Here is a 16,863-nt window from a genome sequence, read left to right on the forward strand (position 1 = left end):
TGGAGGCATGGGATTCCACGTCGACTCCGAGGCCGGGCGGCTGCGCCGCGTCATCCTGCACCGGCCGGATCTGGAGCTCAAAAGGCTCACCCCCAGCAACAAGGACGCCCTGCTCTTCGACGACGTGCTCTGGGTGCGCCGGGCGCGCGCCGAGCACGACGGCTTCGCCGACGTCCTGCGCGACCGCGGGGTCGAGGTCCACCTCTTCGGGGACCTGCTCGCCGAGACCCTGGCGCTCCCCGGGGCCCGCTCGCTCGTCCTGGACCGCGTCTTCGACGAGAAGGAGTACGGCCCGCTCGCCACCGACCACCTGCGCGCCGCCTTCGACGGCATGGCCCCGCCCGAGCTGGCCGAGGCGCTGGTCGGCGGCATGACCAAGCGGGAGTTCCTGGACGCGCACGCGGAACCGGCCTCGGTCCGCTTCCACGTCATGGACCTGGACGACTTCCTGCTGCGCCCGCTGCCGAACCACCTGTTCACCCGCGACACCTCCGCCTGGATCTACGACGGCGTCTCCATCAACGCCATGCGCTGGCCCGCCCGGCAGCGCGAGACCGTGCACTTCGAGGCGATCTACCGGCACCACCCGCTGTTCCGTGACGAAACGTTTCACGTCTGGTCCCGGGGGCAGGCCGACTACCCCTCCACCATCGAGGGCGGCGACGTCCTGGTGCTGGGCGGCGGCGTCGTCCTGATCGGCATGAGCGAGCGCACCACCCCGCAGGCCGTCGAGATGCTCGCGCACAAGCTGTTCGCGGCCGGCTCGGCGCGCACGATCGTGGCCCTGGACATGCCCAAGCGGCGCGCCTTCATGCACCTGGACACGGTGATGACCATGGTCGACGGGGACACCTTCACCCAGTACGCGGGCCTCGGCATGCTCCGCTCGTACACCATCGAACCGGGCGTCGGCGAGCGCGAGCTGAAGGTCACCGACCATCCCCCGGAGCACATGCACCGCGCGATCGCCGCCGCCCTCGGCCTCGGCGAGATCCGGGTGCTGACCGCCACCCAGGACGTGCACGCCGCCGAACGCGAGCAGTGGGACGACGGCTGCAACGTCCTCGCCGTGGAACCCGGTGTCGTCGTCGCCTACGAACGGAACGTGACCACCAACACCCACCTGCGCAAGTGCGGCATCGAGGTGATCGAGATCCCGGGCAGTGAGCTGGGCCGGGGCCGGGGCGGCCCGCGGTGCATGAGCTGTCCCGTGGAACGAGACGCCGTATAGAAATGTGGAAGCTCGTATAGACTTTCAGGGTCATCCGTAGTCGTACGTCTGGAGCGCCCCCATGGCGACAGTGCCGACGGCCCTCGCCGGCCGCCACTTCCTCAAGGAGCTGGACTTCACCGAGGAGGAGTTCCGCGGCCTGGTCGAGCTGGCCGCGGAGCTGAAGGCCGCCAAGAAGGCCGGGGCCGAGACCCAGTACCTGCGGGGCAGGAACATCGCGCTGATCTTCGAGAAGACCTCGACGCGCACCCGCTGCGCGTTCGAGGTCGCCGCCGCCGACCAGGGCGCCCACACCACCTACCTCGAACCCTCCGGCTCGCAGATCGGGCACAAGGAGTCCGTGCGGGACACCGCCCGGGTCCTCGGCCGGATGTACGACGGGATCGAGTACCGGGGCGACAGCCAGGCCAAGGTCGAGGAGCTCGCCGCGCACGCCGGCGTGCCCGTCTACAACGGCCTCACCGACGACTGGCACCCCACCCAGATGCTCGCCGACGTGCTCACCATGACCGAGCACAGCGCCAAGCCGCTGCGGAAGATCGCCTTCGCCTACCTCGGCGACGCCCGCTTCAACATGGGCAACTCCTACCTGGTCACCGGCGCCCTGCTCGGCATGGATGTCCGGATAGTCGCCCCGAAGTCCTACTGGCCCGCCCAGGAGATCATCGACCGCGCCCATGACCTGGCCGCGTCCAGCGGTGCCCGCATCACCCTCACCGAGGAGATCGCCGAGGGCGTCGCGGGCGCCGACTTCGTCGCCACCGACGTCTGGGTCTCCATGGGCGAGCCCAAGAACGTGTGGAGCGAGCGCATCACCGCCCTCGCCCCCTACGCCGTCACCATGGACGTCCTGCGCGCCACCGGCAACCCCGACGTCAGGTTCCTGCACTGCCTGCCGGCCTTCCACGACCTCGGCACCGAGATCGGCCGGGAGATCCACGACCGCCACGGCCTGACCGCCCTGGAGGTGACCGACGAGGTGTTCGAGTCCACGCACTCGGTCGTCTTCGACGAGGCCGAGAACCGCCTGCACACGATCAAGGCGGTGCTGGTGGCGACACTCGCCTGACCCGCCCTATCCTGACCGGCGGCCCGGAGCCACCCCTTCCGGGGCCACCGCCGCGCCCGTACGACGGGCGCCCGCACCACCAGAAACGAGCACCACCCGCATGCCCGCTCCCCGCATCAAGTCCCCGCACGCCCTCGTCGCCGAATCCGGTGCCGACCGCGAGGGGCACGGCCTGAAGCGCACCATGGGCCTCTTCCAGCTCATCTGCTTCGGCGTCGGCGCCATTGTCGGCACCGGCATCTTCGTCGGCCTCTCCGACTCCGTCGCCCAGGCCGGCCCGGCCGTCGTCGTCTCCTTCATCCTCGCCGCGCTGACCTGCGTCTTCACCGCTTTCTCCTTCGCGGAGCTGGGCGGCGCCATCCCGGTCTCCGGCTCCTCGTACTCCTTCGCCTACGCCGGCCTCGGCGAGTCCACCGCGTTCCTGGTCGGCTGGTGCCTCCTGCTGGAGTACGGCATCTCCATCTCTGCCGTCGCGGTCGGCTGGAGCCAGTACGTCAACGAGCTGCTGCACAGCCTCACCGGCTGGCAGCTCCCGGCCGCCCTGTCGGCGGGGCCGGGCGACGGCGGGGTGGTGAACCTCCCCGCGGTGATCGTCATCGCCATGGCCTCCGTGCTGCTCGTGCGCGGGGTGCGCGAGAGCGCCCGGGCCACCGCCGCCATGGCCGCCGTCAAGCTGGCCATCCTGCTCGCCTTCTGCGCCATCGGCTACAGCGCCTTCAAGGACGGCAACCTGACCCCGTTCTCCCCGGCCGGCCTCGGCGGCATCGGCGCGGGCACCACCGCCGCGTTCTTCTCCTACATCGGCTTCGACGCGATCACCACCGCCGGCGAGGAGGCCAAGAACCCGCGCCGGGACGTGCCCGTCGCGATCCTCGTCTGCATGGGCCTGGTCACCCTGCTCTACTGCGCCGTCGCGGTCGCCGCGATCGGCGCCATCGGCGGCGACCAGGTCGCCGGCCGGCCCGCGGCCCTCTCCTACGTCGTCAACGAGGTCACCGGCTCCGCCGTCGGCGGCGGTGTCATCGCCTTCGGCGCGGTCGTCGCCATCGCCTCCGTCGTCCTCGCCGTGATGTACGGCCAGACCCGCATCCTGATGTCGATGTCCCGGGACGGACTCGTCCCGGCCGTCTTCGAGAAGGTGTCCCCGAGGACGTCCACGCCCGTCGCCGGCACGCTGATCGTCGCCGTCGTCTTCGCGGTCCCGGCGGCCTTCGCCTCCCTCGACGCCGTCATGAACCTGTGCACCATCGGCACGCTCGCCATCATGGCCGTCGTCAACATCTCCGTGATGGCCCTGCGCCGCCGCGAGCCGGGCCTCACCCGCAGCTTCCGCGTGCCGCTCTACCCCGTGGCACCGCTGCTCGGCGTCGGCTTCTGCCTGTACCTGATGTACGAGACGGGCTGGCGGACCTGGATCCAGTTCGCCGTGTTCCTCGCGGCCGGCCTGGTGGTCTACGGCGCCTACGGCCGCCGGCACTCCACGCTGGCCACCGCCGCGCCGGACGCGGTCACGCCGGACGCCGCTGAGCGGGAACCACAGGCAGTCTGAACCACACCGCCTTGCCCGACGGGGTGGGGCGGTGCCCGCACGAGGAACTCAGGGCGCGGATCAGGAGCAGCCCGCGCCCGCCCTCGTCCCACACGTCGGGCTCCTCGATCACCGGCCGGGTCAGATGGCCGGGCGGCGCCGGGTCCGGGTCGTGCACCTCGACCTGGCAGCCGGTCGACGCCAGCTCCACCACCAGCTCGATGGGGCCCCGCCCGGCGGTGTGCTCCACCGCGTTGGCCACCAGCTCGGCCGTGAGCAGCTCCGCCGTGTCGCAGTCGGTCACGTGCTCCACCTCGGTGAGCGCGGTGCGCACCAGGGCGCGGGCCACCGGCACCGCCGCCGTGGTGTGCGGCAGCGCGATGCGCCAGGAGGCCGGTCGGGCGGAGCGTTCGGGCAAGGTGAGTCCGTTTCGTGGAGCAGGCTGTCCTGCTTTCGGCTGTGGGAAATGGTACGGGCCCGGCTCCGCGGGCCGTCGCCGGGCGTCGTCCGGGGCTCCCGAGCCCGGGCGGCGGACCCGCTTTGTCGCGCACCCGTGACGACAGTCACAAACAGGTGATAACTTCGTCAGGGAGAGCAACGTACGGCACCGCCCCGCCTAGGAGGCCGCACGTCATGAGTCCCTTCACCGGCTCCGCCGCCAGCACCGCCGACTGGGAACACCTGCGCGTCCGGTTCGACGACGGGGTCGCCACCGTCACCCTCGCGCGTCCCGAGAAGCTCAACGCCCTCACCTTCGGGGGCTACGCCGACCTGCGCGACCTGCTCGCCGAGCTGTCCCGGGAGCGCGCGGTGCGCGCCCTCGTCCTGGCCGGCGAGGGACGCGGCTTCTGCTCCGGCGGCGACGTGGACGAGATCATCGGCGCCACGCTGTCCCTGGACACGGCCCAGCTGCTCGACTTCAACCGGATGACGGGCCAGGTGGTCCGGGCGATCCGCGAATGCCCGTTCCCGGTGGTCGCGGCGGTCCACGGCGTCGCCGCCGGCGCCGGCGCCGTCCTCGCCCTCGCGGCCGACTTCCGGATCGCGGACCCCTCGGCCCGCTTCGCCTTCCTCTTCACCCGGGTCGGCCTCTCCGGCGGCGACATGGGCGCGGCCTATCTGCTGCCCCGGGTCGTCGGCCTGGGCCACGCCACCCGCCTGCTCATGCTCGGTGACCCGGTTCGGGCCCCCGAGGCCGAGCGCATCGGCCTGATCAGCGCACTGACGGAGGAGGGCCGCGCGGACGAGGCCGCCCAGGCCCTCGCCCGCCGCCTGGCCGACGGCCCGGCCCTGGCACACGCCCAGACGAAGGCCCTCCTGACGGCCGAGCTGGACATGCCGCTGGCCGCGTCGGTGGAACTGGACGCCTCCACCCAGGCCCTCCTCATGAACGGCGCGGACTACGCCGAGTTCCACGCCGCGTTCACGGAGAAGCGCCCGCCGAAATGGCAGGGAAGGTGACCTCGTGACGCCGGCCCCGGACGCACCGGAGCGAGGGGCGCGAGGGACCGCCGGCGATCTGCGGACACCGGTCGCGGGCGGCCGGCCCGCGCGCATAGCGGTCGTCGGCGGCGGCCCCGGCGGCCTCTACGCCGCCGCCCTGCTGAAGCGCCGCGACCCCGCACGGCACGTCACCGTCTGGGAACGCAACGCCCCGGACGACACCTTCGGCTTCGGTGTCGTCCTGTCCGACGAGACCCTGGGCGGCATGGAACACGCGGACCCCGCCGTCCACGAGGCCCTCCGCCGGGACTTCACCCGCTGGGACGACATCGACGTCGTGCACCGGGGCGTACGGCACCGCTCGGGCGGACACGGATTCGCGGCCCTGGGACGGCGCCGGCTCCTGGAGATCCTGCACGCCCGCTGCCACTGTCTCGGCGTGCGGATCAACTTCCGTACCGAGGCCCCGCACCCGGACGTCCTGGCCGCCGGGCACGACCTCGTCATCGCCGCCGACGGTGTCCACAGCACCGTCCGCGCGGCCTACGCGCATGTGTTCCGCCCCCATGTGGCCGAACACCACTGCCGCTACCTGTGGCTCGCCGCCGACCTGGCCTTCGACGCCTTCCGTTTCGAGGTCGCCGAGACCGAGCACGGCGTGATGCAGCTGCACGGCTACCCGTACGCCGCGGACGCCTCCACCGTCATCGTCGAGATGCGCGAGGAGGTCTGGCGGGCGGCGGGGTTCGACGACATCACCCCCCAGGAATCCGTCGAACGCTGCGCCAAGATCTTCGCCGACGCGCTCGGCGGCCGGCCCCTGCGCTCCCACCGGCCGGCCTGGACCACCTTCCGCACGGTGGTCAACGAGCACTGGTCGCACGGCAACGTCGTCCTCCTCGGCGACGCCGCCCACACCGCCCACTTCTCCATCGGCTCCGGCACCAAACTCGCCGTGGAGGACGCCGTGGCCCTGGTGGCCTGCCTGGAGGAACAGCCGGACGTCCCCAGGGCGCTGGCGGCCTACGAGGAGGAGCGCAAGCCGGTCGTCGCCTCCACCCAGCGGGCCGCCCGGGCCAGCCTGGAGTGGTTCGAGAACCTGCGGCTGTACCTGCGCCAGCCGCCCCGCCAGTTCGCCTTCAACCTCCTCACCCGCAGCCGCCGCGTCACCCACGACAACCTCCGCCTGCGCGACGCCCACTTCACCGGTGCCGTCGAGCGCGAGTTCGGCTGCCCGCCCGGCACGCCCCCGATGTTCACACCGTTCCGGCTGCGCGGCCTGACCCTGCGCAACCGGGTCGTCGTGTCACCGATGGACACGTACTGCGCCACCGACGGCCTTCCAGGCGACTTCCACCTCGTCCACCTGGGCGCCCGCGCCCTCGGCGGAGCCGGCCTGGTGATGACCGAGATGGCGTGCGTCAGCGAGGAGGGCCGCATCACCCCCGGCTGCGCCGGCCTCTACACGGGGCGGCAGGCCGAGGCCTGGCGGCGCGTCACCGACTTCGTGCACACCCGGGCACCGGGCACCGCGATCGGAGTGCAGCTGGGGCACTCCGGCCGCAAGGGTTCCACGAAGCGGATGTGGGAGGGCATGGACGAGCCGCTGCCCGACGGCAACTGGCCCCTCGTGGCCGCCTCGCCGCTGCCCTACCGGCCGGACGGCCAGGTCCCGCGCCAGCTCTCGCGCGCCCAGCTGACCGACATACGCGAGCAGTTCGCCGCCGCCGCGTGGCGGGCCGCCCGGGCCGGCTTCGACCTGCTGGAACTGCACTGCGCCCACGGCTATCTGCTCTCCGGCTTCCTCTCCCCGCTCACCAACCGGCGCACCGACGCCTACGGCGGCTCGCTGGAGCGGCGGCTGCGGTTCCCGCTGGAGGTCTTCGACGCCGTACGCGCGGTGTGGCCGGCGGAACGGCCCATGACCGTCCGCATCTCCGCCACCGACTGGGCGGAGGGCGGGACGACAGCCGAGGACGCCGTCGAGATCGCCCGGGCGTTCGCCGCGCACGGCGCCGACGCCCTCGACGTCTCCACCGGGCAGGTGGTGGCCGAGGAGCGGCCGGAGTTCGGGCGGTCGTACCAGACGCCGTTCGCCGACCGCATCCGGCACGAGGCGCGCGTCCCGGTGATCGCGGTCGGCGCGATCTCCTCGTGGGACGACGTGAACTCCCTGATCCTGGCCGGGCGGGCCGACCTGTGCGCACTGGCCCGCCCGCATCTGTACGACCCGCACTGGACCCTGCACGCGGCGGCCGAGCAGGGGTACGAGGGCCCGGGGGCCGGCTGGCCCGCGCCCTACCGCGCGGGCAGCCGGCCCCCGCGCACCGGCCGCACCGACGCGCCCGGGCCCCGCCTGTCGCCCGGCCGCTGAGAAGCGCCGCCCCGGCTCCCGGGGGCGCCGGGGGTCACAGTCCCGCGAACTCCGCGCCCGCGTCCCGCAGCCGTTCGTGCAGGCCCCGGAACACCTCCGCGGAACGGACGCCCGGCCAGTCGGCGGGCAGCAGCCGGGCGGGCAGGCCCGGGTCGGCGTAGGGGAGGTGACGCCAGGAGTCCAGGACGAGTAGGTAGTCCCGGTAGGCCTCCTCGGGCGGGGTGCCGGTGCGCCGCTGCCAGGCGTGCAGCACCGGCGCGTGCGTGTCCAGGAAGCGCTCGTGCTCCTTGGCGATCGCGGCCAGGTCCCACCAGCGGGCCACCGCCTCGCCCGTCGGCGCGAAGCCCAGGTGCTCGCCGCGGAAGAAGTCCACGTACGGATCCAGGCCCAGCCGGCGCAGGGTGTGCTCCGCCTCCTCGTACAGCCGGGCCGGGGCGATCCACACCCCCGGGGCCGCCGTGCCGAACCCCAGCCGGGCCAGGCGGGAGCGCAGCACGTGCCGCTTCTGCCGCTCGGACTCGGGCACCGAGAACACCGCGAGCACCCAGCCCTCGTCCCCGAAGGGCGCGGCGGCGTAGATGCGCCGGTCGCCGTCGTCCAGCAACTGGCGTGCCTCGGTGGAGAGTTCGTAACCGGCGGCGCCGGAAGCGGTGCGGGCCGGCAGCAGCAGGCCGCGCCGTTTGAGCCGGGAGACCGAGGAGCGCACGGAGGGCGCGTCCACCCCTACCGCGGCCAGCAGCCGGATCAGCTCGGCGACGGGCACCGGGCCGGGCACGAAGCGGCCGTACGCGCCGTAGAGCGTGACGATGAGGGACCGGGGGGCGTGTTGCTCGGACACGTTGATCATTTTAGGTCGTCGGTATCTCCGCTGGTCACGTGGGTGCGCAGCCGGAACCGCTGCACCTTTCCGGTGGCCGTGCGGGGCAGCGCGTCGAGGAAGACGAACTCGCGTGGGCACTTGTAGGGGGCCAGTTCGCCGCGGAGGAAGGCACGCAGCGCCTCCGGGTCGCGCCGGGCTCCCGCGCGCAGCACGGTGTAGGCCACCGCGATCTGGCCGCGGGCCTCGTCGGGGCGGCCCACGACCGCCGTCTCGGCCACGTCCGGATGGCGCAGCAGCGCGTCCTCCACCTCCGGGCCCGCGATGTTGTACCCGGCGGAGATGATCATGTCGTCGGCGCGGGCCATATGGCGGAAGTACCCGTCGGCCTCGCGGACACACGTGTCCCCGGTGACGTTCCAGCCGTCCCGGACGTACTCCCGCTGCCGCGGGTCGGCGAGATAGCGGCAGCCGACCGGGCCGCGTACCGCGAGCAGACCCGGCTCGCCGTCGGGCAAGGGCCTGCCGCCGGCGTCCTGGACGCGCGCCTGCCAGCCCGGGACCGGGACGCCCAGGGTGCCGGGCCTGGCCCGCTCGTCCGCGGCGGAGAGGAAGATGTGCAGCAGCTCGGTGGCGCCGATGCCGTTGATCAGGCGCAGCCCGGTGCGGGCGTGCCAGGCCCGCCAGGTGGCCGCGGGCAGGTTCTCGCCGGCCGACACACAGCGCCGCAGCGACGACAGGTCGTACCGGTGGGTGTCGTCCAGCATGGCGCGGTAGGCGGTCGGCGCGGTGAACAGGACCGAGACCCGGTGCTCGGCGATCGCGGGGAGCAGCTGCCGGGGGCCCGCCTGCTCCAGCAGGAGCGCGCTGGCGCCGGCACGCAGGGGGAAGACCACCAGTCCGCCGAGGCCGAACGTGAATCCGAGCGGGGGGCTGCCTGCGAAGATGTCGTCCCCATGGGGGCGCAACACATGCTTCGAGAAGGTGTCGGCTGTTGCCAGCACATCCCGGTGGAAATGCATGCACCCCTTCGGCTGGCCCGTCGTGCCGGAGGTGAACGCGATCAGCGCGACGTCGTCGGCAGCGGTGTCCACCGCCGGGTAGGGGGCGGCGGGCGCCGGGCGGCGCAGGAGGTCGTCGGGGGTGTCGCCGCCGTACGTGGTGATGCGCAGCCCGGGTATCCGGGCCCGCGCCAGGTCGTCCACGGCCCGTATGTCGCACAGCGCGTGTCCCACCCGGGCGATCCCGCACAGGGTCGCCAGTTCGCGCGGGCGCTGCTGGGCCAGGACGGTGACCGCGACCGCGCCCGCCTTCAGCACGGCGAGCCAGCAGGCGGCGAGCCACGGGGTGGTGGGGCCGCGCAGCAGGACCCGGTTACCCGGGACGACGCCCAGGCCGGTGGTGAGGACGTGCGCGATGCGGTCGACGCGCGCCCGCAGCTCGCCGTACGTCCAGGTGGCACCTGCCGGGGTGCGGAACACCGGGCGGTCCGGGTCGGCGTGGTCCACCAGCTCCGCGGCACAGTTCAGCCGGCCGGGGTAACGCAGCTCCGGCAGGTCGAACCGCAGCTCGGGCCAGGCGTGCGGCGGTGGCAGGTGGTCGCGCGTGAACGTGTCGACGTGGGCCGAGCGATGCATGGCGGTCCGCCCCCTTGCCGTGACAGACGTCCGGACGGGCTTCCTGGTGGGCTCGCAACTGGAGCGTATCGTGTTGGTGACGGCAGTCAACTGTGCGCGATAACGTCATGGGGGAGACGGGAAGCCGCCTCGGAGGTGACGGCACGCCGGTGGGGGCGCGCCCCCGGGTGGCGAGCGTCATGGCGTCGCGGGGAGGGCCCGTGGTCCTTCCCCGGAGGGAGGAACGGCAGTGTCCGGAGGAACGGCAGTGTCCGCATTCTCGCTCGGGCCGGAACAGGCCGCCTGGTGCGCCGAGCTGCGCGCACTGGCCGCCGGACCGCTGCGCCCGCTCGCCGACCGGGGCGAACCCGGCCGCGTCAACCGGCCGCTCCTCGCCGAACTGGGCCGTCTCGGACTGCTCGCCCGGCTGTTCGACTCCGGCGCGCTCGACCTGTGCCTGATGCGCGAGTCCCTCGCCCAGGCCTGCACCGAGGCCGAGACCGCCCTCGCCCTCCAGGGCCTGGGCGCCCACCCGGTGCACGCGCACGGCACCCCCGCCCAGCGCGGGCGCTGGCTGCCCCGGGTCGCCGACGGCAGCGCCGTCGCCGCGTTCGCGCTGAGCGAGCCCGGGGCCGGTTCGGACGCGGCGGCGCTGGCCCTCGCGGCCGAGCCCGACGGCGGGGGCTGGCGGCTCACCGGCGCCAAGTGCTGGATCTCCAACGCCCCCGAGGCCGATTTCTACACCGTCTTCGCCCGCACCACCCCCGGTGCGGGCGCCCGGGGCGTCACCGCCTTCCTGGTTCCCGCCGGCCGGCCGGGACTCACCGGCAGCCCCCTGGAGATGATCTCTCCGCACCCCGTCGGCGCCCTCGCGTTCGACGCCGTGCCCGTCACCGCCGATGACGTACTGGGCGAGCCCGACCGCGGCTTCGCCGTCGCCATGGGCACCCTCAACCTCTTCCGCCCCAGCGTCGGGGCCTTCGCGGTCGGCATGGCCCAGGCCGCGCTGGAGGCCACCCTCGACCACACCAGCCGGCGCGAGGCGTTCCGGGGCCGGCTGAGGGATCTCCAGGCCGTGTCCCACCAGGTCGCCGAGATGGCGCTGCGCACGGAGGCGGCCCGGCTGATGGTGTACGCGGCGGCCTCGGCGTACGACGCGGGGGCCGCCGACGTACCCCGGCGCGCCGCGATGGCCAAGCTGCTCGCCACCGAGACCGCCCAGTACGTCGTCGACACCGCCGTCCAGTTGCACGGCGCGCGCGCCCTGCGCCGGGGCCACCTCCTCGAACACCTCTACCGCGAGGTGCGCGCGCCCAGGATCTACGAGGGCGCCAGCGAGGTGCAGCGAGGCATCATCGCCAAGGAGCTGTACGCCACGGCACCCGAGGAGGCCCGGTGACGACCGAGCGCGTCAACCCGCCCGAGCTGTCCCCGCCCACGGGGTTCTCGCACGCCGTCGTCGCGACCGGTTCCCGCGTGGTGTTCCTCGCGGGCCAGACCGCCCTCGACGCCGAGGGCGGGATCACCGGCGACACCCTGCCCGAGCAGTTCGGGACGGCGCTCGGCAACCTCCTCACCGCCCTGCGCGCGGCCGGCGGCACGCCCGCCGACCTGGCCCGCGTCACCGTCTACGCCACGGACGTCGCCGCGTACCGCGCGCACGCCCGGCAACTGGGTGGCATCTGGCACCGGCTGGCGGGCCGCGACTATCCCGCGATGGCCGTCGTGGAGGTCGTACGTCTGTGGGACGAGCGGGCGCTGGTCGAGCTGGACGGGTTCGCCGTACTGCCGTAGGGCGACCGCCCGCACCGGCCGTACGCCCGCCCGACCGGCCCGGACGGTGCCATGACGCGCCACCGATGGGGTGACGGTCACGCCCGCCCGGCCGACCGCCCGGTACCAGTGGTACCCCTCGAATCCACCCGAAACGGGAGGTACCCCATGCCCCTGCGCCCCGCCCTCGTCACGGCCCTCGGCGCCGCCGCCCTGCTGTGCGCCGCCGCCCCGGCCGGCGCCGTCCCCTCCAGGGCCGCCGCCGGCCCCGCCGAGACGCTCACCGTCGCCACCGTCGGCCGGCTCGCGTCCGACGGCTCGGTCACGCTCTCGGGGACCTACCGGTGCGCCGGCGGCACCGGCCCGGTCTTCGTCAGCACCTCGGTCAGCCAGGGCGACTCCCTGCTCCAGTACCCCATCGGCGGCGACGTCGCCCGGTGCGACGGTGCCGAACACCACTGGGAGAACTCCGGGCAGGTCTCGTCGGAGGCGCTGCGGGCCGGGGCGGCGCACGTCGAGGCCACCCTCATGGAGCTGCGCCCTTCGGGCCTCCTGCTGCTGCCGGCCTTCCACGCGGTGAGCGACCAGGACATCACGCTCGTCCAGGAGTGACACCGGGCGCCGCGGCCCGACGCCCCGTCCCCTGACCGGCGGCTACGCCTGAACCGTCCCCGACCCGGTTTCAGGCGTGGCCGGGTCCGTCCCGGTCCACGGGTGTCCTGCGCCGGACCACCGGGGCGCCCGGCCGGCGCAGGGCGGCGACGAACTTGTAGCGGGAGCCCCGGTACACCGAGCGCACCCACTCCACGGGGGAGCCCTCCGCGTCCCGTGAGTGCCGGGACAGCAGGAGCATGGGCAGTCCCACGTCGGTGCCGAGCAACTGCGCCTCGCGCGGGGTCGACAGCGAGGTCTCGATGGTCTCGTCGGCCTCGGTGAGATGGACGCCGTACACCTCGGCGAGCGCCGTGTACAGCGACGGGCAGCCGGCCAGGGAACGGCGCAGGCCGGGGAAGCGCCGTACGGACAGGTGGGTCGTCTCGATCGCCATCGGGTCGCCGCTGGCCAGCCGCAACCGCTCGATGCGCAGCACCCGTTCGCCGATCCCGATGCCGAGCAGGCCCGCGAGCTTCTCGTCCGCGGGCACCTCTGCGACGTCCAGCGTCTGCGAGGCGGGCGTGAGGCCCTGCGCCCGCATGTCCTCGGTGTGCGAGGTGAGCTGGAGCGTGCGGTACAGCTTGGGCTGGGCGACGAAGGTGCCCTTGCCCTGGATCCGGTCGAGCCGGCCCTCGCCCACGAGTTCCTGGAGCGCCTGGCGGACGGTGGTCCGGGAGGTGTCGAACCGGACGGCGAGCAACCGTTCCGCGGGCATGGCCGAACCGGGCTGGAGCTCCTCGGCCATGCCGAGGAGCTGCTGCTTGATCCGGTAGTACTTCGGCACGCGCGCGGTGCGGCCGGGCACTCCTCTGTGCGGCTGGGCGCTGCTGACGTCGGTGGTCATGCCTGCCTTCCCGACTGTGTCGATGGGCTCCCGTTATAGCGACCAACTGCCTTATGGTCTAGTCCAACTGGCCCGTCCGGGCGAATGCGGCCGAATGCGGATGGACGCGCTCCGGTGTCTTTCTCGTAACGGCCGGGACCGGCTTCCCGAACCACCCTTGACACTCCAAAAGGTCTAGGCCAAGCTCCACCGTACTGGTCTACACCATTAGTGGCCAGGTCCCGAGCCCTACGTGCAACAGCGTCGTATGCAGGTCACCGCCGAGGGCGTGGGGGGATAAGTGGCATCCCTGAGGAGGGTGGCGTGAAGCGCAAGCTTGCGGCCGCGATCGTGATCGCGGGCATGATGGTCTCCGTGTCGGCGTGCGGCGGAGACGACGGCGACGACAGCGGCAAGAACGCCGGACCGGACAGCTTCAAGGGGCAGACGCTGACGGTCTGGGCGATGGACGGCTCCACGCCGGACCAGTGGTCCAAGGACGTCACGGCCGCCTTCGAGAAGAAGACCGGCGCCAAGCTGAAGTTCGAGACGCAGAAGTGGGACGGGATCCAGCAGAAGATCACCACCGCCCTCTCCGAGTCCACCCCGCCGGACGTGCTGGAGGTCGGCAACACCCAGACCCCGGCCTACGCGGCCACCGGCGGCCTCGCCGACCTGAGCGACCTCAAGCAGGAGATCGGCTCCGACTGGACGCCGTCGGTCTCCCAGTCCTCGGTCTACGAGGGCAAGCAGTACGCCGCCCCCTGGTACTTCGCCAACCGCGTGGTCATCTACAACAAGAGGATCTGGGCGAAGGCCGGCATCAAGAACACCCCGAAGACCCGGGACGAGTTCTACCGGGACCTGGAGACCATCGGCAAGAAGACCGACGCCGAGCCGCTCTACCTGCCCGGCCAGAACTGGTACTTCTTCGACGGCCTGACCATCGGCCAGGGCGCCGACCTGGTGAAGAAGGACGGCGGCAAGTACGTCTCCAACCTCGGTGACCCGAAGGTCACCAAGGCCATGGAGATCTACAAGAAGTACGCCTCCTACTCCAAGGCCCCCAAGGACAAGGACGAGGCCACCCCGCAGCAGGCCGAGGTCTTCGCCAAGGGCAAGACCGGCGCCTTCATCGGCATGGGCTGGGAGGCCGGCACCGCCGTCACCGCCAACAAGGCGATCGAGAAGGACCTCGGCTACTTCACGATCCCCGGCGAGAGCGCGGACAAGCCCGAGGGCGTCTTCCTCGGCGGCTCCAACCTCGCCGTCGCGCAGGGCAGCAAGAAGCAGGCCCTGGCCAAGGAGTTCCTCAAGATCGCCCTGTCGGACCGGTACGAGGGCGAGCTGGCCAAGCTCAACGGCGTCATCCCGAACAAGCAGGCCCTGGAGAGCAACCTCAAGGGCAACGTCGTCGCCGAGGCCGCCGCTCCCGGCGCCGCCGTGGGTGGCACCACCCCGCTGATCCCCGAGTGGGGCGCGGTGGAGAACAGCCCCAACCCGATCAAGTCCTACATGACCGCCGTGCTCAACGGTAAGTCCCCGGCGGACGCCGCCAAGCAGGTCGAGGGCGAGATCAACAAGCGCCTGGCCCAGCAGAACTAGACCCGCGCCGGGGGCGCCACGAGGGGGCGCCCCCGGCTCACCTGTGCCGTGCGCACGGCCGAGGAAGTCGTTCGTACGGCCACGGAAGAGATGGCAACTCATGTCAGTGCAGACCGAAGGCACGGACACGGCCGGGGAGCCCGCTGTCCGCAAGGCTCGGATGCCGGCCCCGCCGCCAGGTGGAGACCGCGCCTTTGCCGGGACCCCGTCCCGGCGCGCCGCCGCCGCCCCCTACCTGCTCCTGCTCCCCGCGCTGCTGGCCACCCTGGTGCTGCTCGGCTGGCCCCTGGTCAAGAACGGCATGCTGTCGTTCCAGAACCTCAACCCGCGGCAGCTCATCCAGCACCTCACCGAGTGGAACGGCGTCGACAACTACCGGGAGGTGCTGTCCGGCGGGGAGTTCTGGCACGTCGTCGAGCGTTCCGTCGTCTTCACCGCCGTCAACGTCGTCCTGATCATGGTGATCGGCACCCTGATCGGGCTGCTGCTCGCCCGGCTCGGCAAGAAGATGCGGCTGCTGCTCATGGTGGGCCTCGTCCTCGCCTGGGCCATGCCGATCATCGCGGCCACCACCGTCTACCAGTGGCTCTTCGCCCAGCGCTTCGGCGTCGTCAACTGGGTGCTGGACAAGCTCGGCTGGCACTCCATGGCCGACCACAACTGGCTGGAGACGCAGTTCTCCACCTTCGCCGTGGTCACCCTGCTCATCGTCTGGCAGTCGATCCCCTTCGTGGCGATCAACCTCTACGCCGCCACCACCACGATCCCCAAGGAACTGTACGAGGCCGCCTCCCTGGACGGCGCCGGCGCCTGGCAGAACTTCACCTCCGTGACCCTGCCCTTCCTGCGGCCGTTCCTGTACGCCACGACGTTCCTCGAAGTCATCTGGGTCTTCAAGTCGTTCGCGCAGATCTTCGCCATGAACGAGGGCGGCCCCGACCACCTCACCGAGACCCTGCCGATCTACGCCTACGTCCAGGGCGTCGGCAACCAGCACTTCGGGCTCGGCGCGGCGATCTCCTTCCTGACCATCGTGGTGCTGCTCGCCATCACCTCGTACTACCTGCGCATGGTGCTCAAGCAAGAGGAGGACGAGCTGTGAAGCGCTCGCTCATCGGCCGCATCTGGCCCAACGCGACCGCCGTCATCCTCTTCGCCGGCTTCGTGTTCCCCGTCTACTGGATGTTCGCCACGGCCTTCAAGCCGACCGGCGACATCATCGCCGACGACCCGGTGTGGTTCCCGACGCACGCCACGCTCGACCACTTCAAGAAGGCCGTCGACGCCGACCACTTCTGGACCCTGGTCCTCAACTCCGTCACCGTCACGGTCCTGTCGGTGGTCTTCTCGCTCGTCATCGCCCTGTTCGCGGCCTTCGCCCTCACCCGGATGCGGTTCCGTGGCCGGCGCGGTCTCATCGTGACGTTCATGCTGGCGCAGATGGCCCCCTGGGAGGTCATGATCATCGCCATCTACATGCTCGTCCGCGACAACGACATGCTCGACAGCCTGGTCCCGCTCACCGTCTTCTACACGATGATGGTGCTGCCCCTGACCATCCTGACGCTCCGCGGCTACGTCGCCGCCGTGCCCAAGGAGCTGGAGGAGTCGGCGATGGTCGACGGCTGCACCCGCTTCCAGGCCTTCGTCAAGGTGATCTTCCCGCTGCTCGCACCCGGCCTGATGGCGACCTCGCTGTTCGGCTTCGTCACCGCCTGGAACGAGTTCCCGCTCGTCCTGATCCTCAACAAGGACATCGAGAAGCAGACCCTGCCGCTGTGGCTGTCCCAGTTCCAGACCGCCTTCGGCGACGACTGGGGGGCCACGATGGCCGCCTCGTCCCTGTTCGCGCTGCCCATCCTGATCCTCTTCATCTTCCTGCAACGCAAGGCAGTCAGCGGTCTCACCGACGGCGCCGTGAAGGGATGAC

At 72.0% G+C, this 16,863-nt stretch carries 15 protein-coding genes; 11 read left to right on the forward strand and 4 right to left on the reverse strand.

Annotation, left to right across the window (positions count from 1 at the left end; translation table 11 throughout):
* Positions 1-7 precede the first annotated feature (7 nt).
* The 3 genes from ACGFT1_RS06135 (at position 8) to ACGFT1_RS06145 (ending at position 3,849) form a co-directional block, all read left to right on the forward strand.
* The gene (locus ACGFT1_RS06135; protein ID WP_373907840.1) at positions 8-1,231 is read left to right on the forward strand and encodes an arginine deiminase; all 1,224 of its coding nucleotides are present in this window, start codon (positions 8-10) and stop codon (positions 1,229-1,231) included.
* Between the two features lie 61 nt (positions 1,232-1,292).
* Positions 1,293-2,300, forward strand: a complete 1,008-nt coding sequence (gene argF, locus ACGFT1_RS06140) for an ornithine carbamoyltransferase (RefSeq protein WP_373907841.1) — start codon at positions 1,293-1,295, stop codon at positions 2,298-2,300.
* 100 nt (positions 2,301-2,400) lie between these two features.
* Positions 2,401-3,849 (forward strand): amino acid permease, encoded by a 1,449-nt coding sequence (locus tag ACGFT1_RS06145; protein WP_373907842.1) that lies wholly within the window; start codon positions 2,401-2,403, stop codon positions 3,847-3,849.
* On the opposite strand, the gene ACGFT1_RS06150 is transcribed toward ACGFT1_RS06145, so the two are convergent.
* Positions 3,809-4,246, reverse strand: coding sequence for an ATP-binding protein (locus ACGFT1_RS06150; protein WP_373907843.1), 438 nt, complete (start codon positions 4,244-4,246; stop codon positions 3,809-3,811). The two genes, ACGFT1_RS06145 and ACGFT1_RS06150, sit on opposite strands and share 41 nt — an antisense overlap.
* 215 nt (positions 4,247-4,461) lie before the next feature.
* On the opposite strand from ACGFT1_RS06150, the gene ACGFT1_RS06155 reads away from it, so the two are divergent.
* Together ACGFT1_RS06155 and ACGFT1_RS06160 are read left to right on the forward strand one after the other, a co-directional pair.
* Entirely contained in the window at positions 4,462-5,289 is an 828-nt protein-coding gene (locus ACGFT1_RS06155) for an enoyl-CoA hydratase family protein (RefSeq protein ID WP_373907844.1), read from the forward strand.
* A 58-nt stretch (positions 5,290-5,347) separates the two neighbouring features.
* Entirely contained in the window at positions 5,348-7,645 is a 2,298-nt protein-coding gene (locus tag ACGFT1_RS06160) for a bifunctional salicylyl-CoA 5-hydroxylase/oxidoreductase (RefSeq protein WP_373908226.1), read from the forward strand.
* 34 nt (positions 7,646-7,679) lie between these two features.
* On the opposite strand, the gene ACGFT1_RS06165 is transcribed toward ACGFT1_RS06160, so the two are convergent.
* Positions 7,680-8,492, reverse strand: a complete 813-nt coding sequence (locus tag ACGFT1_RS06165; protein ID WP_373907845.1) for a PaaX family transcriptional regulator C-terminal domain-containing protein — start codon at positions 8,490-8,492, stop codon at positions 7,680-7,682.
* On the reverse strand, positions 8,489-10,099 hold the full coding sequence (locus ACGFT1_RS06170; RefSeq protein ID WP_373907846.1) for an AMP-binding protein: 1,611 nt from the start codon (positions 10,097-10,099) through the stop codon (positions 8,489-8,491). The genes ACGFT1_RS06165 and ACGFT1_RS06170 overlap by 4 nt, the downstream gene beginning before the upstream one ends.
* Before the next feature lie 247 nt (positions 10,100-10,346).
* On the opposite strand from ACGFT1_RS06170, the gene ACGFT1_RS06175 reads away from it, so the two are divergent.
* From ACGFT1_RS06175 to ACGFT1_RS06185, 3 genes are all read left to right on the forward strand, one after another.
* Positions 10,347-11,477 (forward strand): acyl-CoA dehydrogenase family protein, encoded by a 1,131-nt coding sequence (locus tag ACGFT1_RS06175; RefSeq protein ID WP_373907847.1) that lies wholly within the window; start codon positions 10,347-10,349, stop codon positions 11,475-11,477.
* A complete protein-coding gene (locus tag ACGFT1_RS06180; protein ID WP_373907848.1) occupies positions 11,474-11,872 on the forward strand; it encodes a RidA family protein in 399 nt (132 codons plus the stop codon). Before ACGFT1_RS06175 ends, ACGFT1_RS06180 begins: the two co-directional genes overlap by 4 nt.
* Before the next feature lie 147 nt (positions 11,873-12,019).
* On the forward strand, positions 12,020-12,463 hold the full coding sequence (locus ACGFT1_RS06185; protein ID WP_373907849.1) for a DUF6299 family protein: 444 nt from the start codon (positions 12,020-12,022) through the stop codon (positions 12,461-12,463).
* A 70-nt stretch (positions 12,464-12,533) separates the two neighbouring features.
* Here ACGFT1_RS06185 and ACGFT1_RS06190 read toward each other — a convergent pair whose 3' ends face one another.
* Positions 12,534-13,349, reverse strand: a complete 816-nt coding sequence (locus ACGFT1_RS06190) for a GntR family transcriptional regulator (RefSeq protein ID WP_373907850.1) — start codon at positions 13,347-13,349, stop codon at positions 12,534-12,536.
* Between the two features lie 303 nt (positions 13,350-13,652).
* Between ACGFT1_RS06190 and ACGFT1_RS06195 the strand changes: the two genes are divergently transcribed.
* From ACGFT1_RS06195 to ACGFT1_RS06205, 3 genes are all read left to right on the forward strand, one after another.
* A complete protein-coding gene (locus ACGFT1_RS06195) occupies positions 13,653-14,933 on the forward strand; it encodes an extracellular solute-binding protein (protein ID WP_373907851.1) in 1,281 nt (426 codons plus the stop codon).
* 100 nt (positions 14,934-15,033) lie between these two features.
* Positions 15,034-16,035, forward strand: a complete 1,002-nt coding sequence (locus tag ACGFT1_RS06200) for a carbohydrate ABC transporter permease (RefSeq protein WP_373907852.1) — start codon at positions 15,034-15,036, stop codon at positions 16,033-16,035.
* Positions 16,032-16,862, forward strand: coding sequence for a carbohydrate ABC transporter permease (locus ACGFT1_RS06205; RefSeq protein ID WP_361992347.1), 831 nt, complete (start codon positions 16,032-16,034; stop codon positions 16,860-16,862). Before ACGFT1_RS06200 ends, ACGFT1_RS06205 begins: the two co-directional genes overlap by 4 nt.
* Position 16,863 lies beyond the last annotated feature (1 nt).

Origin of the sequence: Streptomyces sp. Y20, assembly GCF_043195475.1 — a bacterium.
GTDB lineage: Bacteria > Actinomycetota > Actinomycetes > Streptomycetales > Streptomycetaceae > Streptomyces.